At 42.7% G+C, this 23,045-nt stretch carries 21 protein-coding genes; 18 read left to right on the forward strand and 3 right to left on the reverse strand.

The genetic code is table 11. From position 1 onward, the window contains the following. Nucleotides 1-393 precede the first annotated feature (393 nt). Nucleotides 394-777 (forward strand): cyclic nucleotide-binding domain-containing protein, encoded by a 384-nt coding sequence (locus tag BV375_RS08280; RefSeq protein WP_086759328.1) that lies wholly within the window; start codon nucleotides 394-396, stop codon nucleotides 775-777. 150 nt (nucleotides 778-927) lie between these two features. Here BV375_RS08280 and BV375_RS08285 read toward each other — a convergent pair whose 3' ends face one another. Next, nucleotides 928-1,830 (reverse strand): class I SAM-dependent methyltransferase, encoded by a 903-nt coding sequence (locus BV375_RS08285; protein ID WP_086759259.1) that lies wholly within the window; start codon nucleotides 1,828-1,830, stop codon nucleotides 928-930. Between the two features lie 312 nt (nucleotides 1,831-2,142). Here BV375_RS08285 and BV375_RS08290 point away from each other — a divergent pair, with 312 nt between their 5' ends. The 8 genes from BV375_RS08290 to BV375_RS08325 all read left to right on the forward strand — a co-directional run bounded on the left by BV375_RS08290 (nucleotide 2,143) and on the right by BV375_RS08325 (nucleotide 9,917). After that, entirely contained in the window at nucleotides 2,143-3,654 is a 1,512-nt protein-coding gene (locus BV375_RS08290; RefSeq protein ID WP_086759261.1) for an FAD-dependent oxidoreductase, read from the forward strand. A 79-nt stretch (nucleotides 3,655-3,733) separates the two neighbouring features. Next, entirely contained in the window at nucleotides 3,734-4,183 is a 450-nt protein-coding gene (locus tag BV375_RS08295; protein WP_086759263.1) for a Crp/Fnr family transcriptional regulator, read from the forward strand. 480 nt (nucleotides 4,184-4,663) lie between these two features. Further along, nucleotides 4,664-5,167: an SRPBCC family protein gene (locus BV375_RS08300; RefSeq protein ID WP_086759265.1), complete on the forward strand. Its 504-nt coding sequence runs from the start codon at nucleotides 4,664-4,666 to the stop codon at nucleotides 5,165-5,167. Between the two features lie 5 nt (nucleotides 5,168-5,172). Continuing rightward, complete coding sequence (locus BV375_RS08305; protein ID WP_086759267.1) at nucleotides 5,173-6,351, forward strand: zinc-dependent alcohol dehydrogenase; 1,179 nt, start codon at nucleotides 5,173-5,175, stop codon at nucleotides 6,349-6,351. A 54-nt stretch (nucleotides 6,352-6,405) separates the two neighbouring features. Beyond that, on the forward strand, nucleotides 6,406-6,969 hold the full coding sequence (locus BV375_RS08310) for a type 1 glutamine amidotransferase domain-containing protein (protein ID WP_086759270.1): 564 nt from the start codon (nucleotides 6,406-6,408) through the stop codon (nucleotides 6,967-6,969). Between the two features lie 164 nt (nucleotides 6,970-7,133). Next, nucleotides 7,134-8,204 carry a glycosyltransferase family 4 protein gene (locus BV375_RS08315; RefSeq protein WP_086759330.1) on the forward strand — a complete coding sequence of 357 codons (1,071 nt, stop codon included), beginning with the start codon at nucleotides 7,134-7,136 and terminating at the stop codon, nucleotides 8,202-8,204. 120 nt (nucleotides 8,205-8,324) lie between these two features. Then, nucleotides 8,325-8,576, forward strand: a complete 252-nt coding sequence (locus BV375_RS08320; protein ID WP_279432914.1) for a helix-turn-helix domain-containing protein — start codon at nucleotides 8,325-8,327, stop codon at nucleotides 8,574-8,576. A 132-nt stretch (nucleotides 8,577-8,708) separates the two neighbouring features. Beyond that, complete coding sequence (locus tag BV375_RS08325) at nucleotides 8,709-9,917, forward strand: chromate transporter (RefSeq protein ID WP_086759275.1); 1,209 nt, start codon at nucleotides 8,709-8,711, stop codon at nucleotides 9,915-9,917. A 3-nt stretch (nucleotides 9,918-9,920) separates the two neighbouring features. Here the strand turns inward: BV375_RS08325 and BV375_RS08330 are convergent, their stop codons facing one another. Then, nucleotides 9,921-11,909 (reverse strand): potassium channel protein, encoded by a 1,989-nt coding sequence (locus BV375_RS08330; RefSeq protein ID WP_086759276.1) that lies wholly within the window; start codon nucleotides 11,907-11,909, stop codon nucleotides 9,921-9,923. 56 nt (nucleotides 11,910-11,965) lie between these two features. Then, a complete protein-coding gene (locus tag BV375_RS35850) occupies nucleotides 11,966-12,106 on the reverse strand; it encodes a hypothetical protein (RefSeq protein ID WP_166507407.1) in 141 nt (46 codons plus the stop codon). A 178-nt stretch (nucleotides 12,107-12,284) separates the two neighbouring features. Between BV375_RS35850 and BV375_RS08335 the strand changes: the two genes are divergently transcribed. The 9 genes from BV375_RS08335 to BV375_RS08375 all read left to right on the forward strand — a co-directional run bounded on the left by BV375_RS08335 (nucleotide 12,285) and on the right by BV375_RS08375 (nucleotide 22,987). After that, a complete protein-coding gene (locus BV375_RS08335; RefSeq protein ID WP_086759278.1) occupies nucleotides 12,285-12,524 on the forward strand; it encodes a hypothetical protein in 240 nt (79 codons plus the stop codon). Beyond that, nucleotides 12,524-13,048 (forward strand): phage tail protein, encoded by a 525-nt coding sequence (locus BV375_RS08340; protein WP_086759280.1) that lies wholly within the window; start codon nucleotides 12,524-12,526, stop codon nucleotides 13,046-13,048. Before BV375_RS08335 ends, BV375_RS08340 begins: the two co-directional genes overlap by 1 nt. Nucleotides 13,049-13,071: 23 nt before the next feature. Beyond that, nucleotides 13,072-16,092 (forward strand): hypothetical protein, encoded by a 3,021-nt coding sequence (locus tag BV375_RS08345; RefSeq protein WP_086759282.1) that lies wholly within the window; start codon nucleotides 13,072-13,074, stop codon nucleotides 16,090-16,092. Nucleotides 16,093-16,177: 85 nt separating this feature from the next. Beyond that, a complete protein-coding gene (locus tag BV375_RS08350) occupies nucleotides 16,178-16,726 on the forward strand; it encodes a hypothetical protein (protein WP_086759284.1) in 549 nt (182 codons plus the stop codon). A 77-nt stretch (nucleotides 16,727-16,803) separates the two neighbouring features. After that, nucleotides 16,804-18,543: a VgrG-related protein gene (locus BV375_RS08355; protein ID WP_086759286.1), complete on the forward strand. Its 1,740-nt coding sequence runs from the start codon at nucleotides 16,804-16,806 to the stop codon at nucleotides 18,541-18,543. 40 nt (nucleotides 18,544-18,583) lie between these two features. After that, nucleotides 18,584-19,096, forward strand: coding sequence for a PAAR domain-containing protein (locus BV375_RS37520; RefSeq protein WP_208099083.1), 513 nt, complete (start codon nucleotides 18,584-18,586; stop codon nucleotides 19,094-19,096). Nucleotides 19,097-19,305: 209 nt separating this feature from the next. Beyond that, nucleotides 19,306-19,713, forward strand: a complete 408-nt coding sequence (locus BV375_RS08365) for a GPW/gp25 family protein (protein ID WP_086759288.1) — start codon at nucleotides 19,306-19,308, stop codon at nucleotides 19,711-19,713. A gap of 2 nt (nucleotides 19,714-19,715) precedes the next feature. Continuing rightward, a complete protein-coding gene (locus BV375_RS08370) occupies nucleotides 19,716-21,941 on the forward strand; it encodes a putative baseplate assembly protein (protein WP_086759290.1) in 2,226 nt (741 codons plus the stop codon). Nucleotides 21,942-21,952: 11 nt separating this feature from the next. Beyond that, nucleotides 21,953-22,987 (forward strand): phage tail protein, encoded by a 1,035-nt coding sequence (locus tag BV375_RS08375; RefSeq protein WP_086759292.1) that lies wholly within the window; start codon nucleotides 21,953-21,955, stop codon nucleotides 22,985-22,987. Nucleotides 22,988-23,045 lie beyond the last annotated feature (58 nt).

Raw genomic sequence — 23,045 nt, forward strand, 5'->3', positions numbered from 1 at the left:
TGTATTGTTCAAAGAGAACTTCAAAACTCAGCCGAAAAAACACTCCTTTAATTTTTTCGTTGATGAGGTTTATGGGATGTCTTAGCTCTGTCTCGTAGAGCTTATCGAATATTCTGCCCAAGTGGTCATCATTGAGAGGTTGCGTTGCAAAAATTTGTAGGAGAGAAAACAGCTGTATAAATTTCAACTAATTATGCAGGCATTGCCAAAATTTTGGCAAGAAACTTAAAATTATGCTTTACCAAAGATTAACGCTCTGTTAACCTTGCTTGTTTTACCCTAGCTTGTACTCCAGTCATTGTATCTGACAGAGAGCATCGCAGCTAGCTGCTATACATCCTAGTACCTATGCAAAACATAGGTGGAAAAACAATCATTTGCGGGGCAGTTTTCATGTTAAATCCTGTACAAACTCTCGGTATCTTTCAAAAACAACCAGATCCTAAAGTATTTTCCGCAGGACAAGTCATATTTGAAGCAGGAGAGCTTGGTGATTGTATGTATGGCATTATAGAAGGAGAGGTTGATATATTAGTCAATGACAAAGTTGTAGAAACGATCGCATCTGGTGAAGTTTTTGCTATAGGGGCCTTAGTAGGGGTAAAAAATAGAACTTATACAGCTATTGCTAAAACAGATTGTCAACTTGCTTTTCTGGATGAACAAAGGTTTCTATTTGTAGTGCAAGAAACTCCTATGTTCGCCCTGCAAGTGATGAAAAACTACTCAGAGCGTCTGACTCGTGTTGAGCATCAGCTTTCCAGCCTTACAGTCTGATCCATAGTTGGTATTATTTAGATATTTTGTGCGATCGCCTGGGTAACGTGCTAGATCATGCGATCGCCAGATACGCTGATATAAAATAAAAGAAACCACTGTTTAACAATGGTTTCCATATAATTAAGGATATTCTAGATATTTTCTCGTTTATTCAAGTGGATTGCTGTAGGCACTAAATCCATAAGCTAAAGTTTCTTTCCAAGCATCTGAAGGCTTAAGACTTCTGTTAATTGCTTTAGCAAACGGTACTGGAATCCCTTTGATAGTTTCCGGTAAGATTGCATATTCTGTTGTTGGTTCCACTATATATTGCGGACACTTGGTTTTTACGCCAGCAGCATTCAACATTTCCTGAATTTCAACGGCTGAATATTGCTTGAGATAAATCGGGTTTTTACTAAATATATTTATATTTCTAATAAAATTATGGATAATGTGAGAAGGGCAAGACTTGTTATGAAAAGAATGATTAAAAACGAAACTACCACCAGGCTTTAGCACACGAAATATCTCTGTTAATAAATTTCTTAACTGTGCATCTGGTATATGCATAAATACGCAGTTAGAAATTACTAAATCTATCGAATTATCTTCTAAAGGTAGTATTTCTGCTGAATTGCAAATTATATTGAATTGCGCTTCTGGGAAAAAATCATATTCTTGTTTAACCCTGATCAAGCGTCGCAATAAAGATTCAGAAATATCAATTGCAAAATACTTTTGGCATTTTAGATTTTTCTCTTTTGAAAGATGTAATGGAGCGCGACCGTAGCCACAACCAATCTCCAGAATAGAATCAACAGATTTATTGGTCGGAAATTTATTCCAAGTTCCACCAGGCCTTCCACCTAATAAAGTGTAATCTTGTTTAATAGGTGATGTTTCTGCAACCTGCTCAATTTTTTGGGAACCATAGTAAGTCTTACCAATTTCATCCCATTTTTGTTTATGCTCAGTACTGTTTAGCTGGTCGTAGTTTTTAGGAAAATAAATGCCATCCCGAAGCTGAAACTCACTCAAGCTACTTCTGGATTTTTCTAATTGAGTCATAGGAGTATTTTTGATATATAGCTAGCTATTTTTCTTGTTATACTCTTAACTCTTCATTAAGTGCAAGCGTCATTTTATCTATATGTATTAATCAAAAATACATAAACTAATTATAAAATTACCTCTAGCTTGAACAATTACTCAAAAACGCGGTGGTCTGCTGATATTAAATTTGGTAAAAAACAATATTTGCTCAATAATATAAAATAAAATAATTGGCGATTCTCAGTAGATTTACGCTCAAAGGCTTAAATCGGTTTACAAATACTTTAAATTTAATTATAGATTGCAATTCTTGGAGACTGTGCTGGAATGAATGAAGAGTCACAGAAACAACGGGTAGTAGTGGTAGGTGCAGGTTGGGCTGGTTTAGGCGCAACCTACCACTTGGCAAAACAAGGATATGATGTGACGCTTCTAGAAGCAGGGTCTTATCCTGGCGGACTGGTGGCTGGTTGGAAAACATCCGCAGGACGTTCTGTAGAAGCAGGTATACATGGCTTTTGGTATCCTTATAGAAACATTTTTGCACTGATCAATGAATTAGAAATTAATCCTTTTACATCTTGGACTCGTTCTGCCCAATATTCCCCTGCGGGGTTGGAAGTAGAATCGCCAATTTTTCAAGATTTACCGCGACTCCCCTCACCGCTAGGAACTTTTCTCTATACTCAGTTTCAGCGTCTACCATTAATTGACCGTCTGAGTGCCTTACCTTTACTTTACTCTGTGGTTGATTTTGATAATTCTCATGATGCTTGGCGGCGTTACGATTTTGTAACGGCGCGGGAATTATTCAAAGATTTTGGTGTTTCGGCGCGACTGTATAAAGAAGCGTTTGAACCAATGTTATTGGTAGGCTTGTTTGCTCCTGGCGAACAGTGTTCAGCCGCAGCAACTTTAGGGATGTTGTACTTTTTTATTCTGGCTCACCAGCCTGATTTTGATGTAGTTTGGTGTCGGGGAACTGTGGGAGAAAAAATATTTCGTCCTTGGGTAGAACGTATTGAAAAAGCTGGTGCCAAGGTTTTATCTAAGCGGCGAGTAACTGACTTAATTGTTGATAGTAACAATCGTGCAACAGGTGTAGTTTGTGATGATGAAGTGTTTAACGCTGACGCTGTAATTTTTGCAGTTGGCATCACTGGTATGAAAAAAATTGTTGCCAATAGTCCTAGCTTACAAAGTCGTCAAGAGTTTCGCAATTTAAATAATTTAGGCGCAATTGATGTTTTAGCAACTCGGTTATGGTTTGACCGCAAAATTAATATTCCTCGTCCTTCTAATGCTTGTTTTGGATTTGATGCCACTACAGGATGGACATTTTTTGATTTAAATACACTTCATGATGAATATAAAAATGAAGCAGGAACGGTAATTGAAGCTGATTTCTATCATGCAAATCAGTTTCTCAATTTAAGTGATGAAGAAATTGTGCCAATAGTCCAGCGTTATTTAACAACTTGCATACCAGGGTTTCAAGAAGCAAAGGTAATCGACAGTAGTGTAATTCGTTTAGCAAATGCGGTAACGCATTTTGCACCTGGAAGTTATCGTTATATGTTGCCAGCCAAGACAAGTTTGGTAAATGTGTTTATGAGTGGAGATTGGATTGTCAACCGTCACGGCTCATGGTCGCAGGAAAAGGCTTATGTTACTGGTTTGGAAGCAGCAAACTTGGTAGTGTCTTATTTAGGCAAGGGTCAGCCATGTAAGATTTTACCTGTAGAAGCAGATGAAGCGCATATAGAAGTAGCGCGATCGCTCAATCAAACAGTCCGTCACTTGAGCAAATCTATTCTGCCTGACTTTTGGTTGCCTTAGGGCCTAGCTCAAAAATTCCGTATCTTTTAAATTATCCTCTCTACTGCTTAATTTTTGAATACCTACTGAGGCATCTGTGATGACTACCTATCAAGATGTACCAATACTTATGCAAAATAGACTGCTTGCTAAATTAGCTCCTGATGAGTTAAAACGCTTGCATCCTCATCTAGAGATAGTTTCGCTCTCACTGGGCCAGGTGATCATCTCGCCTAATGAGCCGATCTCTTTTGTCTATTTTCCTATTAACTCATTGCTCTCTGTGGTCACGGTGATGGAGAACGGCTCAACAGTCGAATCCGGCTGTATCGGGCGTGAGGGGATGGCAGGTGTGTCAATACTTTTAGATACAAACACAACACCGATGCAGACTTTGGCACAAATCCCAGGACAAGCCGTGCGTGTCAAAGCTTCTATCATCAGACAGGCCTTCGACACTGGCGGCTCGCTGCACAAGCTTCTCCACCGTTACATACATACATTTAGGACTTACGCATTGACAGGAAATGGACTATGTGAATTGCCTTAAAGGGAAGTGAAGCGGGATAAATTAGCATAGGTCAAAGCCTCATGCTGGGAAGCCTACTCCCAGTATACTTTGCCTAAAAGAAGACATTCTCAGCAAAGTTAAGCATCTAAAAATCCTTGAGTGAAACACTTGTCTAGTTATGTTTGAATGTCTAGATTGCAATAGGTGACAGCTTCCCTAGCATGACGCCAAGATACAAGCGAGAACTAACTAACTTAACACCAACCTCATTCTTTAGTTAGAGGTTAGGTTTAGTTGAAAGCTTTAAGGTTCAGGTATTCATTTGTAGTAGTTAATTTTTTTAGTAGTCTAGAAGGCTGATACGAAGGGTAAATTTTTTCAAGAGACTTCTACATACCTCTCGCTAATAAGCTTTTATCCTACACTGTTCTCCGCTCCTGGTATTAGGGTTTGGACAAATTTGTTTGTCCAAACTGCGATAAACAAAGCACCATACAGCAAGCACGGGAGACAATAGACATGAGCCAACCAATTAAAGTTGAAAAAACGGTAACGATTAACAAACCAGCAGAGGAACTCTACCGCTTTTGGCATAACTTTGGGAACTTGCCGCGCTTCATGAAGCATCTCAAAGACGTAAAAGTACACGATAACAAGCGAGAGTCCTCCGGACACGCTACGCGAACGCACTGGACGACCAGTGGGGTGTTAGGTGGAAGTGTTGAATGGGATGCAGACATCATTGAAGATCGGGAAAACGAATTGATTGCTTGGGCTTCGGTTGAAGGTGCAGATGTTGATAACTCTGGTTCTGTCCGCTTTCAGCCAGCACCCGCCAATCGCGGTACACAGGTAAAGGTCGTCACGGAATATAACCCGCCTGGTGGTGCGATTGCATCTGTGTTTGCCAAACTCTTCGGCGAAGAACCAGAACAGCAGATTGGAGATGATTTACGCCGCTTCAAAATGCTGATGGAAGCAGGCGAGATTGCAACAACAGAAGGTCAACCAAAGGGAGGTTAAAGATTATGAAAGCAGTTTGCTGGCACGGCGCTAACGATGTACAAGTTGATACAGTACCCGATCCAAAAATCATTAACCCGCGTGATGCGATTGTTAAAATCACGTCAACGGCGATTTGCGGTTCTGATTTACATCTTTATGATGGTTACATCCCCACGATGGAAAAGGGCGACATCCTTGGTCATGAATTTATGGGGGAGGTCGTCGAGCTAGGTAGTGCCGTCAAGAATGTAAAGATAGGCGATCGCGTTGTCGTACCTTTTACCATTTCCTGCGGCTCGTGTTTCTTCTGCAAAAAGGATTTATGGTCGCTGTGCGATAACTCCAACCCTAACGCTTGGATACCGGAAAAACTCATGGGTCATTCTCCATCTGGTCTTTTCGGCTACTCCCATATGATGGGTGGCTATGCTGGAGGTCAAGCTGAATATGCCCGCGTTCCCTTTGCCGATGTCGGTTTATTCAAGATTCCTGATGGACTAGCAGACGAACAAGTCCTGTTTCTGACGGATATCTTCCCCACTGGCTATATGGCAGCGGAAAACTGCGATATCGAGCCAGGAGATACTGTAGCGATCTGGGGCTGCGGTCCAGTCGGACAGTTTGCCATTAGAAGTGCATATATGCTAGGTGCCGAGCGCGTCATTGCAATCGATCGAGTTCCCGAACGCCTACAGATGGCGAAAGACGGCAAGGCAGAAGTCCTTAACTATGAGGAAGTTGATGTTGGTGAAGCATTGAAAGAAATGACGGGTGGTCGCGGCCCCGATGCTTGCATGGATGCTGTGGGAATGGAAGCCCACGGTACGGGCCCTGATGCGTTTTACGACCAGGTAAAGCAAGCCGTGCGTATGGAAACCGACCGACCCACTGCCCTAAGGCAAGTGATTGTTGCCTGTCGCAAAGGTGGCACTGTTTCAATTCCTGGTGTTTACGGCGGCTTTGTAGACAAGATACCGATGGGTGCTGCCATGAACAAAGCTTTGACGTTTAAAACCGGACAAACGCACGTTCATCGTTACCTGCGCCCGCTACTTGAGCGCGTCCAAAATGGCGATATCGACCCATCTTTTGTAATCACTCACCGTTTACCGCTAGAGCAAGCACCGCACGGCTACGAAATTTTCAAGCACAAGAAGGACAACTGTATCAAGATCGTGCTCAAGCCAGGTCAGGCTGCCTAAAACCCCACAAGAACACGAAAAAACCAAGTCTAGCCAACACTTTAGGAGGTAGAGATGACAGAAGAACTCACAAATAAGAAAGTTGCCATTCTGGTTACAGATGGCTTTGAGCAAGTTGAAATGACTCAACCAAAGCTTGCCCTTGAGTCAGCAGGTGCTCAAACCCACATTATTTCACCGAAGAGCGATCGCGTTCAGGGCTGGAACCATTATGACAAGGGGGATTTTTTCCCAGTAGATGTCCCCCTCGATCAAGTAAATTCAGCCGACTATGATGCCCTCCTGCTTCCCGGTGGTGTTGCCAATCCAGATCAACTTCGGACTCAAGCTAAGGCGATCGAGTTTATAAAGTCTTTCTTCGATACTGACAAGCCGGTAGCGGTGATCTGCCACGGACCTTGGACTCTGATCGAGGCAGATGTGGTGCGCGGACGGCGGCTCACCTCGTGGCCGTCGCTCAAGACCGATCTCCAGAACGCAGGTGCCCAGTGGGTAGATCAGGAAGTTGTAGTTGATAGCAACCTCGTGTCGAGCCGCAAGCCAGACGACATCCCAGCCTTCAATCGGGAAATGATCGAGCTGTTCAGCCATGCAGGGCAGGTACGGCAGATGGTGTGAGGACTCGGAGCGTTAGGAGGATAGGTATGGAACAAGCAGGGGGAGTACAGAATGTCTTTTCTCCCTCTGCCTTAAGAGCTTCCTCAGCCCAAGGTGCTTGCCACCATGCAAAGTTTGCTTGGTGGACTACTAGGTCTAGTTGTATACATCCTGAGGAGAGCATTATGCGAATCGCTCAAGTTGCTCCATTGTGGCAACAAGTACCGCCTCCTGCTTATGGAGGAATTGAGTTGGTGGTTAGTCTCTTGGCTGAAGAACTCATTCGTCGTGGTCATGAAGTGACTCTGTTTGCATCGGGTGATTCGAGTAGTTTTGCCAAGATAGAATCTGTTCACTCACAGGCATTGAACTTAGACCCTACCGTTAAGGAACCAAGCGTTTACGAAACACTGCAGCTAATGCGAGTGTACGAACAGGCGCACAAGTTTGATGTCATTCACTCTCACGTTGGCTACCCTGCACTACCCTACGCCAGATTGGTGGAGGCACCGACCATTCATACGCTGCATGGCATCTTGACACCAGATAATGAAAAGGTGTTCAAGTATGCTCGCTCTCAGCCGTTTGTCAGCATTTCCAACGCGCAGCGAGAACCAAGAGTGGGACTCAATTACGTTGCCACTGTCTACAACGGCATTAATCCAATGACTTACAAGTTTTACCCGCAGGCAGAGTCGTCTCCCTATCTTGCATTTCTGGGTCGAATCTCACCTGAGAAGGGGGTGCATTTAGCGATCGAAATTGCTAAACGTTCGGGCTGGCACTTAAAGATAGCAGGTAAAGTCGATGTAGTTGATGTGGATTATTTCGTGCAACAGATCAAACCTTACATTGATGGAACGCAGATTGAATACCTGGGAGAAGCTAACCATGCCCAAAAGAGCCTCCTGATGGGAGGAGCAGTTGCGACTTTATTCCCGATTACCTGGCGTGAACCCTTTGGACTGGTGATGATTGAGTCGATGGTAACAGGTACACCTGTGATTGCTATGAATTTGGGCTCCACCTCTGAAGTGATTGTTCACGGTAAGACAGGATTCTTGTGTCGCTCAGTCAAAGACTGTCTCTCTGCCATTGATAGAGTGCCTGAGCTAAACCGCTACGCCTGCCAAGAGCATGTGCTGAGAAACTTCACGATTAAGCAGATGACAGATGGCTACGAAGCTGTCTACAGCAAGTTTGCTAGTCTTACAACCCAGGACCTTTGTATGATGTACCCCGAAACCTGGACATAGGCGTAAATGGAAGGTTCGCGCAACCAGGGGCAACCTTGTAAAATTTAGTAAAAATAACCATTTATTGTCTTTACTTCACAAAGCACAGCCTGCAACCGTCTTCATCATATAGAAGCAAGGCTGAGCCGCTGGTTGTTAATGAGCAGTGACGGTATAAATTCAGACACACTTGCTCTCACGCAAGAATTTATGTCCACAATGCTTGGCGTTCGCCGTTCTGGAGTCAGCGAAACTGCTAGTAAACTTCAGAGCAGAGGCTTAATCTCTTACCAGCGCGGGCAGATACAGATTGTTGACAGAAAAAGCTTGGAAAAAACCGCTTGCGAATGTTATGGCATAGTTAAGGCAGAATACAAGCGCTTGTTTGATTGAAGTACAACTCAGTTTCTTCAATGCCGCTGATTGCCAAGATGCGCAGAGATGAAATTCTAAAATATAGGATTTCGTTATCGAATTTCGATATATTATTTCTGTCAATGCCTTGACAGAATCAGGAGAATCACAGTGACGCAGGAAACTGAGGGTATCCAAGGAGAGCCTTCCTATAACGCTCTGACTCGCAGTCAGCAGCAGCAGCGATTAATCCAATTGGCAAGGGTGTTTTTGCGACTCGGAACGATCGCCTTTGGTGGCCCTGCTGCTCACATCGCCATGATGGACAATGAGGTGGTAAATCGTCGTCAGTGGATGAGCCGAGAGAAACTGCTAGACCTGCTGGGGATTACAAATTTGATTCCAGGGCCCAACTCGACAGAATTAGCCATTCACATTGGTTACGAACGAGGCGGATGGCGTGGTTTACTAATTGCAGGAAGCTGCTTTATTCTGCCTGCTATGCTCATTGTTTGGACGCTAGCAGCAATTTACGATCGCTACCAGACAGTGCCGCAGGTGGAATGGCTGCTTTATGGGATCAAGCCTGTGATTATTGCGATCGTGCTGCAAGCTGTGTGGAATTTAGGTAAAAAGGCAGCCAAGGACTTGCCAACAATTATTGCAGGGATGACAGCGATCGCTGCCTACTTTGCGGGATTGAATGAAATTTTGGTGCTGATTTTGCTAGGTATCGCCGTCATGCTAGTAAAGAATTGGCATAGAGGACACACAACTGGGGCATTCCTCTTACCTTTCTCAGGTGTTTTGGCACAGGTTGGTAGTACGGCCGCCGCAGTCACGTCAGTCAGTTGGGTCAGCGTCTTTCTATTCTTTCTCAAGATTGGGTGTGTTCTTTATGGTAGTGGTTATGTGTTACTGGCATTCCTACAACGGGATTTAGTCGAGCGTAATCATTGGCTGACCTCACAGCAGTTATTGGATGCTGTAGCAATTGGGCAGTTTACACCTGGCCCTGTTTTCACCACCGCAACATTCATTGGATATTTGCTGGCAGGAAATGCTGGGGCGATCGCTGGTACAATTGGGATTTTCTTACCAGCTTTTGTGTTGGTATGGGTAGTTAACCCTTGGGTTTCTAAGTTGCGTCAATCTCCTTGGGCTAGCGGATTTTTGGATGGTGTGAATGCGGCTTCTATGGGATTAATGGCAGGAGTCACCTACACCTTGGGACGAGCTGCACTGCTAGATTGGTTAACAATTATCGTGGCAATTGTCAGTGCGATCGCAGTGTTCCGATTCAAAATCAATTCTGCTTGGTTAGTGTTGGCAGGAGGAACACTCGGACTAGCCTCACATATATTAGGATTCATTGGCTGATTGCTAAATTATGTAAGCCTGCACTTGAGATTTACTCAATTCACTGACCAGACGATGAGCTTGGTGCTTGTAGAGTGGGTACTGTAAAGTTTTTGGCAGTTGGCTCATGAGTATTCTGGCTGTATGTATATCACAACCAGAAATTCGCGCAATTACTGCTGCGCCTTCAAACGCGGCTTCTGATGAAAACGCAGATTCGACTCTTACCAGTAATTGTGCAGATGCGATCGCTCCCCGTTCGACTCTTTGCAATCCTTCAATAGTTGCCAAAACCACCAGGCGATCGCCTACAGCCAGCTTGATATCATCGGAGGGCATAAACTTAGAAGTTGATTGACTAGCTTTGGCGTGAAGAATTGGCACTATCCCATAACCGTAAGCAATCTCAGCCAGCAATTTGCCGTTGAGGGTATCATCAGCTTCAATTTGATATTCAGTCACTAGTGTAGTTTGGTTATTTAGACGAAATAGATTGAGGACATTTTCACCAAACGCCGCCGCCGCAAATGCTTCAGCAGCAAGAGCATAAACACCCAAAACTCTGGCATAGGGTAGCAGTCGCGCCACATTCTCGCTAAAACGGGGGTCGAAGGTGCGGATTATCAAATTGGCTGTAGGATTGCTAGCATGAGTCATCAATCCAATTTCTAAATTAGTTACCTCATCATCAGTTACGACAATAACGCTTTTAGCAGTGGCAAGATTGACTTGGCTGAGGGCATTTTTGATATTTCCTATAATGAGAGGCATTGTGGACAATATGTCTGAGTCAAGTTCAGTGGCATGAACGCCTACCAAAGGTTGCTTAAGTTCTTGCAATAGCTGGGCCACACGCTTACCTACTCTCCCCAAGCCAATTAGCACTACATGGTCTGCTTTTGGTATTGGTAGACGACGCCGAGAAAACTGGAATTTAGCAGCTAAGACGCGTTCAGTCATGATGGCATAAAGAATACCAACAAAAACTGTACCCGCCACAGTCTGACTGATGCTGAATAGATGCAGCCACCAAGGAATTTCAAAAGGCAGTTGTAGCTGTCCAAATAGGTTGTCGTAGCCACCGATGCTTAAAACTAGGGAGACATTCAGAGCATCTTGGAAGCTGATTTTAGGATATTGCAACTTGTATAGCAAAGTCCCACAGAAAAACCAACTCACCATAAAAATCCCGCCGACTAAGGCTACGCGACTGGTTTGGCTACCTTCTTGCCAAAACTGAGTCAGCTGGTGTCGCAGATTTTGCCACCTCATACCAGAGATCCTTGCACCCCACAATTGCCTGCGACTAGTAACGGGTTGTACTGTGCGAGTAGCAAGGTGATCGGTTACTTCAATATAAGCAACAGTGTCTCCAGGAAAGATTTGAGTGTGGGGTTCCCATTGATAAAATGCTTTGGGTAGAGGATTTCCAGCTCTAGCGTGAGCAAAAACTCGTCGGTGAGCAGTATTAATTTCGTGAATTTGGGGATGCGTACCCCAACGATGGGAAACATCTACGGGTGCTCTAAACACTCGTAGTAAACGGTTTTCTAGAGTGAAAAATCCTCTAGTTTCACTGCTGAGAGCTGCAAGGGCAAAGCTTTTGGCTGGTAATTGCGTAGCTTCAAAAGCGACAAAATTTCCTAGATTTTGACTGAGTAATTCATTGAGATTTTCTTGTGCTGAGCGAATAACTAACCGAACATTGGGATTGAGCGATCGCGCGGCAAATGCTGCGGCAATATTCACGCGTTCATCACTAGTTACAATCAGAATTGCCCGACACTGCCGAATTCCCGCCTGTTCTAATGTTTTGGGTTGACAACAGTCACCAATTACTAGTTTGTCTACTAAATCAGGTAATTCTGGAACTTCCCATCTTTGAATATTTGCAACTTCAATAGCATTTACCTTGACGCCAAACTCTTTCAGCACAGACACACAATACTGCCCCAGGTTGCCAAGCCCACAAACTAAAAAGAAGTTTGTATCTATAGTTGCATTTTGTCCCATAATTAATGCTGATTTGTTTTGGACATTTAATATCATGTCCAGCTAAATAATTGTCATTACGAACGCAGTGATATTCGGCTAATGTCATGACTGAGGGGTTGACTGTGAGATTGTACCTCAGTCACAGCTTGGGGCGAAGCTTCAGACGATTGTAAACCGAAGCCACGTTTTGATTGCCTGAGAGTAGGTATTGACACAGGCGTGGTGTCACCTTTCTGGCTCCCAAAGGGTAGGGCTTGTCGTAGACATCGCATTTATCAAAACTATTCTGCCAAAGTCTAAATTAGGCGAAACTTAAGTTCGACTTTTGGCTAGTGTTGATTCTGATGCACTACCTTTAGCCTTGATTTTAGGATGAATTTTTATTTTTAAGTTATGGACTCGCAAGGAAAGCAAACTTTTTTTACACCTGTTGGCGAAGTTGGAGGTAGTGTTGGTTACGCGGGGCTGTCAGTCACCTCTAACGCTAGCCAAACAGCTAAAGCGGCCGATAAGTACCTCAAAGACTCATTGCTTTTGAACAAGCTCACCGAGCGCGTATATGAACTGTTAAATGAAGATCTGCGTTATCAGCGTGAAAGGTTCAATAACTATAGTCATCAAAGGTGGTTGTAATGGCTGAAAGTAATAATAACGGCAACATTTCTCACGAGTTAAAGTATGTCACTACCAATCATTTTTACGTAGAAATAGATAGTTCTATTGCTGCGTCTTTTACTGAATGCTCTGGATTAAGTTTGCAAATGAAGAAAAATGTTTTTTTTGAAGGAGGTGTTAACGATCAGCAAAGAATTTATTTAGGGCATACAGAATTTGCCGATGTCACTCTTAAACGTGGTGTGACCGACCACCCTGGTTTTTGGAACTGGATTAATGCAGTATTTGATGAAAATAAAGCCACATCTCGACGTAATGTCAATATTCTGGTTTTTAATCAAGGTGGCGAAACAATGATGAGTTGGACATTGATTGGTGCTATTCCTATATCTTGGAAAACACCAACATTACAAGCTGATGGTAATGCAGTTGCTATAGAGGAATTAACTTTAGCCTATGAAGGTTTGCAATTAGGCAAAGCAAAAGGAGGAGGCAATCCACAAACACGAGAGATGAAGACGGGATTCTTCTTGTCTCATTAATTTAAAATCTTCCAACTATAACTATGCACATCATTCAACCATTACTAGGAACTAAAGTAAAACCACTTGGGGTAAGACAGCCTCTAGGTTATTCTCATAGACTTTTATCCAGAAAAGAGTCTAGTTCTCTGCATGGGCATAGCAGTACGATCAAGCCTTTAGTAAATCATATACCATTAGTCACCTACTCACAATTTTTAGCACCTCATGAAAATCAAGCATTTAACGACTCATTAATAGAAGTTAATAGTCCTGAACCTGAGTTGCCATTAATTCAATTTAATACACTTGATTCATTTATAGAAGATAGTAATCACTATACTAATGAAGATATACAAGGTGATATCCCAAATATATTACCTGGTGAAATTATAAGTAATACAAATAATATTACGCCTGAATTAAATATTACAGCTAAATTTAGTAGTTCTCAGGCGAAATCAAAAGCTAAGTCTAAAAACAAAAAAGATGTCAATAAGCAGGTTGATAAAATTCATATTATTAGTTTAAACGATGTCGATTTACTCACACAAGATGAGCCTCAAGTTGCTAATTTTGAAAACCATCAAGCCCATAAATCACAACCAAATATTATTTTAGATAACAGTAGAGATGATAATGATTCTATCAATATTACTCCTATTGAGAGTTTGGTAAGTTCGCCGATTATTAATGATCGAGCTGTCTTAATTGATAATTTTGCTAGTGATGAAACACAAGCAATTAGTGATTCAGCAACAATAGTCTATACTGCTAATCTCCCTGAAAGCATGATGCTACAGCCACAAAATACGGACTTAGAAACTATTGCTAGTGTCTCACCCAGAATTTCATCGCTAGAACCTCATGGAACAAATAATGATGTTAAATTTACTCTTTTGAGTAACTTAAATAATAGCGAACAGACTGTGATACATGAAGGATTACAAGCTGTTGATAACTCAAATATTTCAATTAGCCCAAATTCACAAAAACAAGAGGTAGTTACTAATTCAAATATTCTCAGAAAACATGAGGAATTCTCTCCACAACAGCATGAGGTTTTACTGAATAATAATAATGATGATGAAGGAATTACAGACATTGCAACCGACTTAATATCTAACAGTCTTCCAAATAGCAATTATTTGTTAACAACTACTCCACCTGGCATTGATGACGCGCCTAATTTATTTCGCGATTTGGCAAATCAAGAACAGCCTCTAGTCTCCGAAATATCATCTGCTATACCTAGCCTTGAATCTTCAACCACAGTTAATTCTTTAGGTGCGGGAAATATTACAACTGTAAGCACACCTGAGATTATTAACAGTCAGGCTATAGCAAATGTACCTGTTCAATTAGCACCTATCTCACCTGTAATTGCAGATAACTCGATAGTTGTTTCAGAACAACAATCTGCTGAAGCAGTTAATTTTGTGGATGCGTCAGAAAATATGACTCTCTTGCAAACTGATAGCGCCAGCAATATACCTGTTGAGTTAACGCCAACCTCACCTGTAATTGCAGATAACTCCATAGTTGCTTCAGAATCACACTCTACTAACTCGGTTAATTTTGTGGATGCGTCAGAAAATTTGCCTTCCAGACAAACTGACAGTACCAAAAGTGTACCCGTTGAGTTAGCGTCAACCTCATCTGTAATTGTAGATAACTCGATAGTTGCTTCAGAATCACACTCTACTAACTCGGTTAATTTTGTGAATGCGTCAGAAAACGTGACTCTGCTACAAACTGACAGCAGCAACAATGTAGCAGTTGAGTTAGCGCCAACCCCACCTGTAATAGCAGATAACCCAATAGTTACTTCAAAATTACAGCCTGCTGAAGCGGTTAATTTTTTGGATGTACCAGAAAGTGTGCTTTCATCGCCAGATAACAGCCAACCAAACACAGATATTCAGACTGTTGTAACGCTGCCTATATTGCCCGAAACTAAGGAAGTGGCTAGATTAGATGGGGATGCGATGTCTGATCTCCAGCCACTCCGTGTCTACGCATCTGCTACATCACCAAATTTTACAAAAACATCGAGCATTTTTCGGGACGTTGTTAATCTCGAACAAAGTGTAGAACAAGATTTTCCATCTGCGGTTACAAACTTTATTGATACCTCCTATACTTCGGAGAGCCAAACTTTCCTAGAAAATCAGGCAGAAACCTTAGATAATTTACCTGCACCCCAAGGTTTCGCTACGGGGGGACAAGTAACACAGTCTTCAGTCGAAAATCCGCAGATAGCATCTTCGGATACTGTACCTGCTATGCTCACACCTGGAGAGTTTGTAGTTAATGCTAATGATGCGCAGAAAAATCTTCACATACTCCGGCATATCAATATAGGTGGGACACCAGAAGATATCATTCTTCCCAGTTTAGAAATATCTACTGAACAGACTCCGACTAAAGTCGATTCTTTTGATGGCATTTCATTACAGCGTCAAAACTCTGATAGTCGTGCAGCTGAAGAATCTAACTCCTTAATTCCTTCTTCATTAGGGGCAGAAATTGGTAAGCAAAGGCTTTTATCACACAGTTCTTTGCAACTTAATACTGTGGAAAATAAAACCACTACGGGGAATGAATCCTCTGCTCATTACTCATTACCCAGATTAATTTTCCGCAAACCGAGTTTTAATACTAACGCATCTTACGACACACCCACCCAATGGTCGAGTGTAGAAGAATTACTAAATGGGAATAACGATTCATTTACATCTGTTAATTTTAGTAGTGGAGAATCTAACTCGCAAAATTCAGAATATTCTCAAGTTTCACTATCATCAGAATCGCCACAAGTTTTTACTAAAAGCCTAAGTTCACCGAGAGGCTTTGCTAATGGTGGAGAAGTCACAGCACCTGATATAGCTAGTGATATCCAGCCAATAAAGGAAACCATACAAAGTCCATCTGCTGCTATTCCAGAAGCTGATGAATCTGGAAATCTGGAAGCTTTAGCTTATGAAATATATAACAGATTACGACAACGAATAGAAGTTGAGCGAGAGCGTCAAGGTATCTATTTAGGTCGCTTACCTTGGTAAATTATTTTTCAACGAAAACCAACCACAAATTTTATTTTTATACTCTTTGCGTGAACTTTCAATCTAGTAATTTCATAATAATCAAATGGCTAGTCAAACAATTGTTATCCCTCAAAAGAAAAATCCTCAACTTGAGAAAGCTAAACTCGTAGCCTATAACAGTGAAGCACCTGATATCGAATTAATGTTTAATCCTACAGAAATTAGTTTTTCTCGCACTGTTAGTTGGAAAAGTGACCCAGGTAATAGAGGAACTACTCTACTACCTAAAGTGAATTTTTCTGGTGTAGAACCTTATAAATTCACCCTAAAACAACTACTCTTCGATACTTATGAAACCAAACAATCAGTAATGAAATATATAGACATCATCAAGAAAGGGGTAGAAACTATTGAGCAAAATCCAGATAAACGTCCACCTGTTTACATATTTACCTGGGGAAGAGAATATTTTCATTGTGTAATCACCAGTCTTACCTACAATTTAAATATGTTTCTGACTGATGGTACACCAGTCAGAGCAATGGTTGATATATCTTTACAAGAAGTAGATAAAAATAACCTTCCTGGCGGACGAGAATCAGCTTCTAAAGGCAGCAATCGTCAACCACATCCTAGCCTAGGAGGTACTTAAAAATTCGTAATTAAATTTGAAATATGGCGGGCATTGCCCAACCTACATTTATTTGTTAATTACGAATTAGTTTTATTATGTCAGACCAAAGTCTTTATTTAAGCCAACCTAAACTTGAATTAGGAGGACAAGCCGCTTCTCCTGAGCTAATCAAGGATTTATTACAAATAACTATAGAAGAAAGTTTGCATTTACCAGCAATGTTTACACTGGTAGTACATAATAGCTATATTCCTACCGTTGACCGTGCAGAATACAAACCTTGGCGGCATGAAAAGCTGTTTGAAATAGGTAAAAAAGTAAGGTTGGGTTTTGTTTCTAGCACTACTCAAGATGCTGATTTTGACGATAGATTAGAAGATTTGCTGATTGAAGGTGAAATTACAGCAATGGAAGTTCACTTCAATGAAAAATCTGAAGCTCATATGATTATTCGTGGTTATGATATCTCTCATCGGCTTCACAGAGGTCGTTATAATCGTTCCTTCTTGAATAAAACTGATAGCGATATAGTTAAACAAATAGCTTCAGAAGTAGGAATAAAAATTGGCAAAATAGACCCAAGCGGTGAAGTGCATGAGTATGTATTTCAAGAAAACCAAAGTAATATGGAGTTTTTGCGAGAACGGGCGGCTCGGATTGGGTTTGAACTATTTATTCAGAATGACAAGTTATATTTTCGGAAACCTGAAAGTCAGGAATCTATACAACTAAAATGGCTAGTTGATATTAGTAAATTTAGTACCCGCGTGACGAGTGCGGAACAGGTGAGTGCTGTAGAAGTCCGTGGCTGGGACTATACCCAGAAAAAAGCGATCGCTTCTACAGCCAATGCAGAAACGGTAATAACTGACACAGGTAATAAAAAAGGTAGCAGTAGTAGTACTAAATTCTCCAATTTAAAGCCACCGAAAATGACGGTTGTAGATCAACCAATTGCTAGCACAACACAAGCACAGAAAATGGCGCAGGCTTTGTGTGATGAACTGGGAGGAGAATTTGTGTATGCAGATGCTAAAGCGGTAGGTAATCCCAAAGTCAGACCAGGGAAAGTGATTACGCTTACAGGTATGGGCGATCGCTATAGTGGTAAATATTATGTGACCGAAACTCGCCATTTCTACACTCAGCGAATTTATACCACAGAGTTCAGCATCCGAGGGTTACGGGCTGGTAATTTATTCACAACTCTCTCTACCCAAACCCGCCTCCAACCCGGTCAAACTTTCTTAGTCGGAATTGTCACTGATATCAAAGACCCCAAGGGATGGGGACGAGTGAAAGTTAAATTTCCCACCCTCACAGAAGAACACGCTAGCAACTGGGCCAGAGTTGTGGCTTTAGGTGCAGCAAATCAACGGGGATTTGATTGTTTACCAGAAATAAACGATGAAGTCTTAGTCGGTTTTGAACATGGTGATATCCATCGTCCTTATGTACTGGGCGGTGTTTGGAACGGTAAAGACGCGCCACCAGAAGCAGTAGATGATACTGTTGTGGGTGGTAAAGTGCGATTACGCACTGTCAAAACCCGTACAGGACATACCTTGCAGTTTGTTGAAGAAGATAAAGGTAGCAGTAAAGCCGGGGTACGCGTTCAAACAAAAGGCGGTCACAAAATTTATCTTAATGATAGCGATCGCTGTATTGAAATTGAAACCAACGGCGGTCATAAAATCAAAATGGACGATCAAGGTAGAGCTAAAATTTCAGTGGAATCCACAGGCGATCTATCATTAGATGCTCCCAGTGGTAACATCGATATTACAGCAGGCATGAATGTGACAGTCAAAGGTACACTGATTCGTTTGAATTAAGATTTATATCTCACGCAAAGGCGCAAAGGCGCAAAGAAGAATGACTGGAAGACCAGCAGCAAGAATTACTGACTCTGTGGCACACCCCTTACCGCCAGTTTTAACACCAGGCCTGGGTAGTAACAATGTGTTAATTGGAAATTTACCAGCGTGGCGGGGTATACCGGCGGCGGCGGTACCTGCTTTGCAGACTGCTAAAAAAGCGGCTGATACGGCTATTCAAGTGGCTGAGGCTGCTTCTAAAGCGGCAGCGGGGACACCAGGCGCACCAGCTGCGATCGCAGCTGAACAAGCTACAAAAGCATCTATGGGAGCTAGTATGAGTAGCATGATCTCCGCTGCTGCTGCGGCTGCTATCCCTGGTGCTGATATTCATCAATGTACGACACCCTTACCCCTACCTCCCCACGGGCCTGGGGTTGTGATTGACGGGAGTCAGACAGTATTGATTAACGGGCTACCCGCTTGTCGGATGGGTGACACTGTTTTGGAGGCATTAGGCCCACCTAATAAAATTACCAAAGGTGAAATGACTGTTTTGATTGGTGGCTGAGGGAAGAGACGCAAAGAGAGGGAGAGGCGGGGACGCGGAGATAGAAAGACGGAAAATGACAATTTTCTAATGTCCTCGCTTCCGCACGTCCTCATGTCTTTGCGTCCCAATCTCTCCGTGTCCTCTTCAACCTCGACCTTTGGCGAATAGGCTTAAATCTGCTGTGCCGATATCTTTGAAAGTATAGATATCACAGCCATATAGCAATTATGGTTTATGGTCAGCAACGAGATTATTTAGGAACAGGTTGGGCTTTCCCCTTGCGTTTGAGTTTGCAAGGCGGAATACAACTCAGCAGTGAAGCGCAAAAAGTTAAAGAATCTATTTGGATTATTCTCCGCACTGGAGTGGGTGAACGAGTTTATCGCCCTAATTTTGGGTCGCGCTTGTCGGAATTGGCATTCGCACCGATGAATAACGACACTCTACTGCGAATTCGTATTTATGTTTTAGAAGCGTTGGAAGTTTGGGAACCACGCATTATTGTCGATCAAGTAATAACTGAACCCGACCCAGTCCGTGGCCGAGTGGACATCAATATTAATTATCGACTTAAAGACAATCCTGATATTCACAGCTTTGTTTATCCTTTCTATTTAATGTCGGGTGGAGAGTAACTGTGAAATTTGACTTTTTACCGCAATTACCATCTTCCAACTTAGACGATCGCACTTTTGATGATCTGGTCGAAGAGTGTACGATGCGTATCCCGCGCTACTGTCCTGAGTGGACTGACCACAACCTCAGCGACCCAGGGATGACGCTAATTGAGTTATTTGCTTGGTTAACTGACCAGATGTTGCTCAGATTTAACCAAGTACCACGAAAAAATTATGTAGCTTTTTTAGAATTATTGGGCATTCGCCTCCAACCCCCCGCCCCAGCCCATACAGAATTAACTTTTTATTTAAGTTCTGACCTACCTGAAGCTTATACGATTCCTACAGGCATTGAAGTCTCAACTATCCGCACCGAAACAACACCAGCGATTACTTTTAGTACAGATTCGCCTTTAATTATTGGTAAACCTCGGTTACAGCATTTCCTTACAGCCCAAACTGTCGAAGATATTCCCCAATCTCTGCGCGAACGCCTCTCGAATATCTGGACTCGTCAGCCTAATGGTTACTGGACTGGTAGTGAACAACCTGTATTTAACGAACAACCGCAAGCGGGAAATTGCTTTTATTTAGTTATTAATTCCGATGATCCTCTAGATGGTAATGTCCTAGAAGTCACGATCCAAGGGGCTGCGGCTACCCCTACAGGTATTGACCCCAATCATCCACCCCGAAAATGGGAAGCTTGGGATGGACAAGATTGGCAACCTGTGTTAGCGAAAGAGTCTGACGACCAAACACGGGGTTTCAGTTTTTACGAAATTAACCAACAGGGAGGGAATCCGGCGCAAGGTGCAGATGTGCGGCTACATTTACCGCAATCTTGGCCTGTGACTACGTTTACTGCTTATCGAGGACGTTGGTTGCGTTGTAGCTTTACTACCCCAGAAGCCAATCAAGAAGGTTATAGCCGTCCGCCACGCATTACTGGTTTAGCGGTGCGGTCAATTGGCGGTACAGTTAGAGCGAGTCACAGTACCTTGCTGCAAGATGAACGCTTAGGGATTAGTAACGGTACACCCGGACAAACCTTTCAATTACAAGCACCCCCAGTTTTAGAACGCCGCGAAACTGAGTACATCATCGTCACTCCCCCTGGTGGCTTACCGCAAACTTGGCATGAGGTGCGAGATTTTGCCGATTCTACACCCCAAGACCGTCACTATATTATTGATTCGCTCACTGGTGTAGTCCAGTTTGGGCCGTTAATTCGGGAACCAGGTCAACTGCAACGCCAAACACAAGTGCGTAGAAGCTCTGCTTCTTGTCGTCAGACATCGCGTATCCAGCAACCGAGAACCGAAGACACCGTTGTGCAAGTAAGCGATATTGAAAACCAACTCGAACACCAATACGGGGCAGTTCCTCCACGTGGCTCCGAGATTAGAATCCTCGCTTACCGCACAGGAGGAGGCAGAGAAGGTAATGTACAGATTGGCTCACTCCAGTTTTTGAAGTCAGCTGTTCCCTACGTAGCCAGTGTCACAAATTACAAACCTGCCATTAACGGTGCAGATGCCGAATCTCTAGAACAAGCGGTGATGAAGGCTCCCCGAATTCTTCGCACCCGCGATCGCGCGGTGACTGCGGAAGACTTTGAGGTATTAGCGCAGCAAGCTGGTGCAGGTGCGATCGCGCGTGTGCGGTGTTTATCTGCGCTTTCCAGTGCCCAAGCGGGTACAGTGAGTTTATTGGTAGTTCCGCAAGCCAATACAGATGCGATTTTTCAAGGCGAAGGTATCGCACCAACACAATTCGCCCTCAGTCCCGCACTGCAAGAGCAAGTTTTACAATACTTAGACGAAAGAAAGTTATTAGGAGTGCAAGTCAGACTCTTAGAACCGGATTACATTGGTGTTTCCGTCCAAACAGAAGTCATCCTCGAACCCGCTTATGACAACCCTTTAGCTAGGGCAGAAATTCTCCGCAACTTAAGAATCTCCCTGTATAAATATTTAAATCCCCTCACTGGAGGCAATGAAGGTAAAGGTTGGCCCTTTGGGCGACCCGTTTATACCTCAGATATTATCGCTTTAATGCAACAAACCTCAGGCGTGCGTTATTTAGGCCCAGTCCTACTATTTCCCATCCGCAAGCAAGGAGAAACCTGGAGGCGACAACCATCACCAGAACAATTGATTGACCCAGGAGTGCAAGGTTTAGTTTGTTCCTGGTTTGACTCCAATCTGCGTTCCGGTCATGACATCCAAATCATCACTCGCTGAAGGAAAAGTTTATGGTTCAAAGCCGTTATAGCCCAGCCATCGGCATTCAATTAACCCCAATGCAAATTCCCGAAGCTGTACCTGGGGCAGGTTTAGCATTTGCTGGGCCAGAGGGTATAGATGAAGCAGGGCATAGTTTGCTTTTGCATCCAGGGCAACCCAGCGAGATGATTGTCCAAATAAAAAACTTGGCAGAACGTCCCTTAAGACTAAGTTTAAAAGTAGAAGGTGAATTTCCAGCCCATTGGTGCCAAATTGGTGGTACAGAAGGTAGCGAAATTCCGCCAGGGGGGCAGATGAATGCAGTGTTATATTTCACTGTTCCCGCGACATTTTTTGAAGATCAGCAAGCTATTCTCCCAGGGAAAAAAGATAAATTAACTCTCAACTTTCGCAGTCTAGTACTTGTCAATATCGACCCTGGTACAGAACGAGAACAAATCCAGCAAAGTGAGACATTTAATTTATATATTCGTCCTTACAGTGCCTACATGGAGTTCTTACCCTTTCTATATCGAGAAGTAGACTTTATTGGTCGCTTCATCAAGGTATTTGAACAAGCTTATCAACCTGCAATTGATAGCTTTAACGTCATGTGGGCAAACCTCGACCCCTTGACAGCACCAAGGGCAATATTACCCTTTTTAGCTCATTGGGTTGGTTGGCAAGTAGATTCCGTTTGGAATCTCGACCAACAACGTCGTTTAATTAGCCGTGCAGTAGAAATTTATCGCTGGCGAGGAACTCGTAAAGGATTGCGTCTTTACTTGCATCTTTATACAGGTCTACCTTTAGACGATAATCTACCTAACGAAGCCGATAAACATATTAGTATTACAGAACCTTTTGGACCCAGTTTTATCTTAGGCGATGCCCAAATTGGTAGTGCAGTTTTAGCAGGCGGACAAGCATATAACTTTGTTGTACGCTTGCGTACAACAGGCTCTGATAACAATATAAATGAACAACTAGTAAAAAAAATTATTGAACAAGAAAAACCTGCATTTTGTACATATGAATTATTGATAGAAAATCAAAATAATTAAAACGAGGTGGGCAATGCCCACCCGACAAATTTTTAAATTTATTTTCACAATCTAAAAT

Origin of the sequence: Nostoc sp. 106C, assembly GCF_002154725.1 — a bacterium.
Lineage (GTDB): Bacteria > Cyanobacteriota > Cyanobacteriia > Cyanobacteriales > Nostocaceae > Aulosira.